This window comes from Halomonas campaniensis (assembly GCF_002211105.1).
Classification (GTDB): domain Bacteria; phylum Pseudomonadota; class Gammaproteobacteria; order Pseudomonadales; family Halomonadaceae; genus Vreelandella; species Vreelandella campaniensis_A.
The window spans coordinates 102,702-111,732 of the sequence record NZ_JPUA01000032.1 but is presented as its reverse complement, the minus strand read 5'-3'; the positions used below and the strand labels follow the sequence as shown (position 1 = coordinate 111,732).

Here is a 9,031-nt window from a genome sequence, read left to right as displayed (position 1 = left end):
CACCGTGGGCGGCGACGCCCGCGAAGGCGACACCGTCACCCTGACCGTGGGCGGCGAGACCTTCAGTGGCCAGGTAGCGGCAGACCTCACCTACGCCATCGACGTGCCCGGGGCTGTGCTGGCTGAGAACGACACCGTCAGCGCGGAAGTCACCGGCAGCGACGACGCGGGCAACGCCTACAGCGCCGCGGCGGATCGTGGCTACGGTGTTGATGCAGCCCCAGAGGCTGCGGGTGGACAAGTAACAGGTGAGGAAGACACCGCTTTAATACTGAAATGGAGTGATTTTAATATCACTGACGATTCACCTGCTGCTGAACAGGGAATTGTGATTACCGATTTGCCTGCCTCTGGAGCATTGGAGTTCAAAGATGCCAGTGGGCAGTGGCAGAGCGTGGCTGTGGATGCAAACTTCAGCAGAGCGGAAATAGATGCTGGGCAACTGCGCTTTATGCCAGAAGCTAATGAGTCAGGCTTCGATAGCTATGGTGGCGAGGGGGTAGGGAACCAGCAAGCTGACTATGCTCAGTTGCAGTTCGTGCCCACTGATACTCACAATGAAGGAGTGGAAGCTACCCTCAAAATCGATATCAGACCTGTTGCCGATGCGCCCAATGTCTCTGTGTCGCTGGGTAACACACTAGAGTCTGTACGTGCGTCAGTCATTACTGTTGAGCATAGCAGCGCCACTATCACTATTGAGGGTACTGAAATCAGTGCTGTAGGGATCAGTGGTCAGGTTATCAAGCCCCCGTTTAGTGACGGCAATCTAAACCCAGGTAGTGCCAATAATACTAACGGTGCTGATGTTATTGCGCTCATCGGTGACTTCAATAAGTTGGTGAATGGTAACCAGGCAGTTAACTCGATCAATGGTGATGACAAAGACTATGTCTACTTAAACAAGCCGTTAACGAGCTATGCCGTTAATCTAGGCGAACAGCACCAAAACTCTGGGTATGACGGAACCATCACCGATTTAGCAACGGGTGTGACCATTAGCGTCAATAACATTCGTGGGATCATATTTGGCGATGGTTCCACTATGTTGCCCAGTGATGCGACTACCACGATTACCCAGACAGGCTATGACATTATCGAGGTCGAACTCTCTGCCCTGTTAACTGATACTGATCGCAGTGAGGTGCTTTCGGATATTATTTTGACGGACATCCCAGCTGGAGTTGAGCTGACCGGTGAGGGTGTCGTTATGCAGCCGGATGGCAGTTGGCTGGTGGCTAATCCTACAGGGGATAGCGTCGACCAGTTGATGTTGACGATGAAAGTGCCTGTGAGTGTCGGAGCATTTGATATCACGGCTACGGTAACTTCCAGCGAGGTATACGAAGATGCCGCTGGAGACCAGCAAGTCATCGACAGTGAAACAAGCACTGATACCACCGCTGTGGAGCAATACAATATTGTGGTAGGTTCGCCAGGCGGTGATACCATCACGGGTACCAGTGCAAATGACATCATTATTGGTGATGTTGCTGGTCTGCAATTAGTACCAGGTGAGAACTACAATTTGGCATTTATGGTAGATACATCGGGCAGTATGTCGAATGCCGATATTGCTAATGCTAAGGCATCACTGACCGAAGTGTTCAATACCCTTAAAGAGAGCGTGGGCGAGGATAATGCCGGCACAGTCAACATCTTCTTGGTAGAGTTCGATACCCAGGCAGGAAGAAATGTCAGTGTTGACCTGTCGGATCCACATGCACTGTCTAAGCTGCAGGCAGTGCTAGATGGGTTCCAGCAAGGTGGTGGTACCAACTATGAAGATGTCTTTAAAACTACTGCCAACTGGTTCTATACGGATTCTGTCCAGGCCAATTCCGGCACTAACATGACCTATTTTATAACCGACGGTTTACCGACATATTTCCAGGCTAAGGAAAAAGAGAGTGCGGTGGTGGGCTCCAGAGGAGGGAATCGCTGGAATCTTAATATCGATGATATTGATTACACACCTGGCCAAGCATACTCAATGAATATCGATGGCCAGATGAGAGAGGTCATCGATACAAGTGGCAATGTGCAACAGTGGACTCATAGTTCTGGATGTGGCGGTGGAAGTTGGAGTAGCAGTATTATCGGTCAGGTAAGGCCTGAGGGCGACGGTACATACGAAATTTCTGAACTTGCTGGTGACGGCAGAAGTACTACACAGACGGTTGCACAGAATTCATTAGAAGCCTTTGCACTGCTGGATGGTAAGTCCTCGGTCAATGCCATTGGTTTGGGTGGCAGCTTGAACGAAAGTAATCTTCAGGCATATGACTCTGATGGCATCGTTCAGTCGAACATCAATCCGGAGCAGCTCGCTGATGCTATTCTGGGTGAAAATGTTCAGTTGCCTTCTGGCAATGACACAATTTCCGGTGGTGAGGGCAATGATGTTCTGTTTGGAGATCAGATTACCTTTGCTGGGATTGAAGGTAACGGCTTGCCCGCTATTAAGGCTTATATTGCAGGCCAGTTGGGCCTTACAGACTCTAACCAAGTTACTGCTGAGCAGATCCATACATACATTACCAATAATCATGGAGAGTTTAATAACTCCACGGGTACCGTTGGTAACGATATTCTAATCGGCGGTGATGGGGATGACATTCTATTTGGGCAAGGTGGCAATGATACGCTGGTAGGGGGAGCTGGTGATGACATTATGTATGGCGGTAACGGCGCCAATACCTTTGTATGGGATTCGAGCGATGAAGGGACTGAGCAGACACCCGCTGTAGATCAGGTCATGGACTTCAATATGGGGCAGTTTGGCGCCGACTCTGCGGCCGATCGATTGGACATAGCGGATCTTCTGCAAGGGGAAAATGCGGAAAACCTGGATCAGTACATTAAAGCAGAACAGCAGGGCGCTGATACTGTACTGCATGTTAAATCTGATGGTGGGTTAGCCGCAGATGGTAGTAACGCGGATCAGCGTATCGTATTGAAGGATGTTGAGATGCCGCAAGGTGGCAACTCTTCGGACTTTATTCAAAGTATGTTGGATGATGGCCAACTTAAGATAGATCAATAATTAGTACGACTGAGCGATAAGAAATGCCCCATACTCTTCGTGTGGGGCTTTTTTCAATTGTGAAGGGGGCAATATGTACTTTGATGAGATACAGCTTTTGCGCTGGATGAAAGGCGATAAATTAGCAGTCGAATATATAGAAATGATTTGCGATATCGCTCATAAATGGGACGATTTGATCGATAAAGATAAAGTGCTTAGTGATGAAGAAATTAATAAGCTGTTTTTTGATGTGCTGATTAAGCTTCCAAGAAATACTTTCTATCGCAAGAATTTTGAACACTTGAACTCAGTGCTAATGAATGCTATTTCGAATTGGCAAATTGCGACGCAAATGGAGCGTGAGGGCGGCGATTATGAAAAAAGTATCGCTTTTATCTTGCGATCTTCTTATGTTGATCTGATTACGCAAGCAGCTTTGCTGTGTGGTGGCAATCAGTGGGCGAGTAAAGTAGGTTCCGAGGCACGCGCGATCACACACAGCGAAACCTACGAAGGTTATTTGAAGAATCTCGATCTTGAGAAAAATGCTAGAACATCGCAAAAGTAGTTTTACAGTAAGTCGGAAAATTTGGCTTTATAAGATGGGGTTCTAGATAATGCTCTACACCAAACGCAATACATCCGGCGAGATCCTAATGCTCAGCAAAGAGCCAACGTCTGAGTGCAGCGAAACGGTTGCCCCGGATTCACCCGAGGTGCTGGCTTTCCTTGCTGATCAACCAGGCTCCTCAGCACACTTTATAGCGTCCGACTTAGCCTTTGTGAGGGTAGTAGAAGATATTCTTGAGGTGTTACTAAGCAAAGGGCTCATCACGTTCACTGACTTGCCTGAAGCTGCACAGGCGAAAGTGATGGAGCGTAAATCGCTGCGGTCAAAAAATGATGTGGGGCTGCTAAGCGACGACGACACTATCTAGGCTGTATATCTAAGTCGCCGCCGTTCAAGTCTATTTGTTAGGCACGTACGCCTGGACCGGTGGCACCATCGACCCCCACACGGAACAGGCAGGCGATTTCCTCCTCGTCTGCAACACCTTCTCCTATCACCTGAATGCCCAGTGAATGGCAGAGCGTGGCCATGCCGCGCACAATGGTTTGCTGCTCATTTGAAGCATGCAGTTGGTGAATAAGACTGCTATCCATTTTTAGGTAAGCAAGCCCTACATCGTGCAAGTCTGCCAGTTTAGTGAACTCTGCCCCTACGTGCTCTATACCGAATGTGCAGCCAAGGGGTCGTAAGGCCGTACATAGCCCCCGTAAGCTGCCAATCGCGTGGGTGCTAAGGGTGGCGGGCACTTCAAAGCAGAGCTGCTTGGCCAGTAAGGGGTGTGCTACCAACAACGTGCGCAGGTCATTAACAAACTGCGTGTTAGTGATAGACGCCGCAGAGAGGTTAATCCCTACCGGTTTAAGGTCATCTTCTAGATTCGTGAGCGCTTTTTTGACCACGGCTAAATCGAGCGCTGGCTCCATTTCAAAGCGGGTAATCCAGGGGATAAAGACACCGGCGGTTTGCCAATTCCCGCCTAGCAGTAAGCGGGCCGGGCATTCGTAATGGATGATCTCTCCCTGGGCGTCCACGACGGGGAAGTACGCTAACTCCGGGCCTACCAGAATGGCTGCTTCCAGTGCATTTCGCCATTCGGCATGGCTGCTATAGAGGGAGACACGTTTGCGCTGCCGTACAACTACCTGTTCAAAGGAGGTTAGGCTTTCGGCTTGTGCCAAGGCGTCATCCAGGGTGGCTAAAAGCGTGCCGCGTTCATCATGTGCTGCATAAGGCACAATGGCCGTTGGCAAGTACACCTTCGCCTCGGGCGCTGTGGCGGCGACCTCGGCCAAAACGGCCATCACTTGGATTCTAAGCTCCTCGACATCGTCCATAAGCGGCAGCATAAAGATAAAATCACTGCCGTTAAGGCGGCCTACCATCGGCTCTGCCGACACACTGTCCAATTGCCCCAGTTGGCTAACGAGGGCGCTCAATAGTTGGTCGGTGGCGGCGTAACCGAGTTGCTCGTTGAGTGTTTCTAAGGCCTGAACGCGAACCATGACCAGCATACCTGTTGATCGAGCGTCCTCACTGTTGAGTTGAGATGCAAGCTTGCCCATAAACACGTCACGATTTAGTGCGCCAGTGACACGGTCATGCTGTAAATGCCGACGTAATTCATCCAGCTTATGGCTTTCGTGACTGAGCATCTGATGGACATTGGCCGATAGCACGTTCATTGCTTGGGTGACTTGGCGTAATTCCAGGGTGCGTGGCTCTTTAATCGTGGTAAAGCGCCGCGCGCTGATATCTTGCGCCTGGGTAACGACGCGGGAGAGAGGATGCTTAATACCCCGGACGATCACGGTCGCAATCGCCAGGCTAATCACTCCGGCAAGTAAAAACCAAGCGGCGAGTTCCAGCATGCTGCGCCATAGTGAGGTATAGGCAAAACTATGCTGGCTCTCAAGCTCCAACGTGCCGTACTGGCGCCAGCCGTCTTGAACCGTTGCAATACCGCTGGGTACATCAAACTCAATAAGCTGTCGAAACCAGGCAGGCACATCGCCACTGTACTGTTCGGATGAGCGCTCAATAAGCACGCTTCCTTCTGTATCACGCAGCGTGATTTGGCGGTAGTAACCTGTGTCAAATTGGGCTGCGATTAACAGCTCGAGGGTGACAAGGTCTTTATCGAGCTGGCTCATGGAAAGCGCCAAAGCAGTGGCATTATCTTCATTCTTAATACGCACTTCCTGCTCGATATAATCGCGGCTAGAGGTAATGCTAATGGCAAGACTGCCCGTGAACGACAGCAGCAGCAGGGCGATAATGGCAATCCAAAGTTGTTTGATAAGTGACATCGTGCCAATTCCTCTTAAATGAAACCCTGGGTTTGCATACGTTCGATGACGCTGCGCCAGCGTGAGAGACGAGCCAATGGATCAGCGCGGGATTCCGATCCACCACCCGCCCAAAGGCCATCACTATTAAAACTAAACAGTGGGTCGAGATCAGTACGCTGAGAGGCAGGGGTGATCGACGGTACAATGTTGTCTAGCACCAGCGGTTCTGCATCGGGCGTCGAGTAATAGCCCAGTACCATGTGGGCTTGGGTAATTTGACTACGTCCAATGCGTGCACGAACATAAATCATGCGTAGGTACTGACTAGTAACCCCCAATTGCTTAAGGGTAATGTATTTGGCAATTGAGTAGTCCTCGCAATCTCCCTGGCCCTTACCCATCGCTTCTAAAGGCGTGGCCCAGAAGTCCTCCTCCCCCCAGACTTGAATATCATCTACCCAGCGGATTCGACGATTAAAGAAATCATTGACCCCACGCAGTTTGGCTTGAATATCTTGATCTTGCAGCTGTTGAAGTAGGGCAAACCACTCTTCTAATATGGCTAAACCGGCCTGTCCATACTGCTGTTGCATGCTTTGTCGTAAGCGTTGAGGGTCAAACGCTGCCGCCGACGTTGGATGAATGCCAAGGCCTGCGCCCAACCAAAGCGCGCCGACAGTTGCTAAAAACTGTCGACGCGAGAATGCAGGAGGGCTGTGATCAGAGGGTGCAGGCATGAGTCGCCGTTAATAACCGCCAAATTGAGGTTAAGATTACAAGCTGGCGGGTTGAAGTGCTACACCTCTCAGTCAAAAGGGTGGCGCTAGTTGCTTATTGAGTGGCTGCCTGCTGCGTCGTTTCTAACTGTCGCTCAACAAGAGGCTGCAAAAGTTGTTCAAGTTCGGGCCACACATTCTCCAAAATAATAGGCTGCGCATCGGCGGTAGGATGAATGCCATCGCTCTGCATTAGCGCGTCATCAAGGGCGATATCGGCAAGTAAAAAGGGGACTAATGAGACGTCATACTCTTCTGCCAGCGAGTAAAAGACGCCGGTAAAGGCATCCCGGTACGCTTGGCCATAATTGGGCGGAATATCGATTCCCAGTAGCAGTACCTGAGCGCCTGCATCCTGGCTCTGCTCAATCATCCTGGCTAGGTTCGCCTGCATTTGATTGGGTGGTAAGCCGCGCAGCCCATCGTTGCCGCCCAGTTCAATAAGAACAATATCCGGCTGCCGCTGTCCGATAACCTCAGAGAACCTTTGCAGACCCCCGGATGTGGTCTCACCGCTAATGCTGGCATTAATGACGCGCACCTCGCCTTCTAAACGTTCTGCTAGCAGGTTCACCCAGCCCTCTTCACGCTCTATGCCGTACGCGGCGCTTAAACTATCGCCCATCACCAATAGGGTGGGGGCAGCGTCTGGATTAACAGGCTCTGCGTTGATAGACGGTGAGGCAACGGTGACTATCAGCAGTACCAGCCATCCGGTTACCATGCGGTTCAGTCCATGCCATGCCACAGGGATGCCACGCTTCATGTCTTACTCCTCAAATTCCAGTTCTTCAAATTCCAGCTCCTCAGGTCAAACTGCGAATTCATCTATTGATAAAACAGTGTCAAGTGAGTCACTCCAGGGCAAGCGCCAGCCTACTACCGACAACCAAGCGGTTAACGATGTTCCCCAAGGCGCTGTTAGGCCGCCTGTACTGCACGCAGATAAGCTGTCTAAAAAAGTCACCAGTGGTGAACGCTCGCTCACCATCTTACACGACCTGTCGCTGAGCGTAGCGGCGGGGGAGAGCGTCGCCATTTTGGGTAAAAGCGGTGCAGGTAAATCAACACTGCTGGGCCTGCTGGCCGGTCTTGATACGCCAAGTGACGGTGAGCTAACGCTATTTGGCCACGCGCTAAGCCGTTTGGATGAGGATGGGCGTGCAGCACTGCGTGCCGGACGCATCGGCTTTGTGTTCCAGAACTTTCAACTGCTGCCCACTTTGAGCGCACTTGAAAACGTCATGCTGCCCCTTGAGCTGTCGCCCCGAGCTGGGGAGACGCATACCGCTGCTCAGTGGTTAGAGCGCGTGGGGCTTGGCGAGCGGGTGAATCACTTACCCAAACAGCTTTCCGGTGGCGAGCAGCAGCGGGTGGCCGTTGCCCGTGCTTTTGTTACCGACCCTGAGCTGGTATTCGCCGATGAACCCACTGGCAACCTGGATCCTGACACCGGTTCGCAAGTCATTGATCTGCTCTTCCAACTTAACAAAGAGGCGGGCACCACGCTTATTCTGGTTACCCACGACCACGCCCTGGCGCGGCGCTGTGATCGCTGTCTGCGTTTAGATCATGGCAAGTTAGAAGCCGTACTTGAAAACATCAAGCCAACCGCAGTGTCGATTGATGAGGATGGGCGATGAGTGATGTGAATTGGCGCTTGGCGATGCGCAGCCTCAAACGAGACCTGCGCGCTGCTGATGTGCGTGCGCTATTTATTGCCCTGGTATTGGCAGTCGCTGCCTCTACCATGATTGCATTTTTTCTTGATCGTTTAGAGCGCGGCCTGGAACGTCAGGCAGGTCAAATGCTGGGCGGCGATTTAGTGCTTGAGCAGCGCGACCCTTTTTCTGCAGAGTTAAGAGAGCGCTTGGAGAGCGCTGGCTTTGTGCTTAGCGATCAAGTGGACTTGGTGTCGATGATTAGCCGCGATGGGCGCTTTCAGCCAGCCAGTTTAAAAGCTGTGGATGAGGCCTACCCACACTACGGTGTCTCTTACGTAGACTTTGGCAATGGCACTGAGCAAATCGCCTCGGGGCCGCCGCCTGGAGAAGCCTGGGCTGACCCGCGACTGATGGAACTGGTCGAGATTGAGCTGGGCGACCGGGTGCAAGTGGGGCAAACCGAACTGACCGTTAGTGGAATTATTGAGCGCGAAGCGGATCAGTCCGGTGGGTTTGGTAACTTTAATCCGCGCCTGATGATGAACACGGCGGATGTCGAGGCCACTGGCCTGGTTCAGGAAGGCTCGCGGATTGAGTTTGAAATTTTAGCTGCAGGCGCTCCTGCAGCGCTGGATCAAGTGCAGGGGCTACTTGCTGAGCTACGCCGTGATGGGGTAGAGGTGCGCGATGTTCGCGTTGACCGC

The 9,031-nt window shown here is 51.6% G+C and carries 8 protein-coding genes; 5 read left to right on the top strand and 3 right to left on the bottom strand.

Going from position 1 to position 9,031, the window contains the following annotated elements; all coding sequences use genetic code 11:
- The 3 genes from JI62_RS12205 to JI62_RS12195 all read left to right on the top strand — a co-directional run.
- Positions 1-3,046, top strand: a 3,046-nt coding sequence (locus JI62_RS12205; protein ID WP_141101324.1) for a type I secretion C-terminal target domain-containing protein, incomplete at its 5' end; no start/stop codon positions are given.
- A gap of 73 nt (positions 3,047-3,119) precedes the next feature.
- On the top strand, positions 3,120-3,596 hold the full coding sequence (locus tag JI62_RS12200) for a hypothetical protein (protein ID WP_088700425.1): 477 nt from the start codon (positions 3,120-3,122) through the stop codon (positions 3,594-3,596).
- Between the two features lie 49 nt (positions 3,597-3,645).
- Positions 3,646-3,966 (top strand): tryptophan synthase subunit beta like protein, encoded by a 321-nt coding sequence (locus JI62_RS12195; RefSeq protein ID WP_088700424.1) that lies wholly within the window; start codon positions 3,646-3,648, stop codon positions 3,964-3,966.
- 37 nt (positions 3,967-4,003) lie between these two features.
- Here JI62_RS12195 and JI62_RS12190 read toward each other — a convergent pair whose 3' ends face one another.
- The 3 genes from JI62_RS12190 to JI62_RS12180 all read right to left on the bottom strand — a co-directional run bounded on the left by JI62_RS12190 (position 4,004) and on the right by JI62_RS12180 (position 7,429).
- Positions 4,004-5,905, bottom strand: a complete 1,902-nt coding sequence (locus JI62_RS12190; protein WP_088700423.1) for an EAL domain-containing protein — start codon at positions 5,903-5,905, stop codon at positions 4,004-4,006.
- Between the two features lie 14 nt (positions 5,906-5,919).
- Entirely contained in the window at positions 5,920-6,624 is a 705-nt protein-coding gene (locus tag JI62_RS12185; RefSeq protein WP_088700422.1) for a transglutaminase-like cysteine peptidase, read from the bottom strand.
- Between the two features lie 94 nt (positions 6,625-6,718).
- Positions 6,719-7,429 (bottom strand): arylesterase, encoded by a 711-nt coding sequence (locus JI62_RS12180; RefSeq protein ID WP_088700421.1) that lies wholly within the window; start codon positions 7,427-7,429, stop codon positions 6,719-6,721.
- Positions 7,430-7,505: 76 nt separating this feature from the next.
- Here JI62_RS12180 and JI62_RS12175 point away from each other — a divergent pair, with 76 nt between their 5' ends.
- Entirely contained in the window at positions 7,506-8,306 is an 801-nt protein-coding gene (locus JI62_RS12175) for an ABC transporter ATP-binding protein (protein WP_430750722.1), read from the top strand.
- The coding region (locus JI62_RS12170) for an ABC transporter permease (protein ID WP_170938546.1) at positions 8,303-9,031 on the top strand (729 nt) is incomplete at its 3' end. The genes JI62_RS12175 and JI62_RS12170, both read left to right, overlap by 4 nt.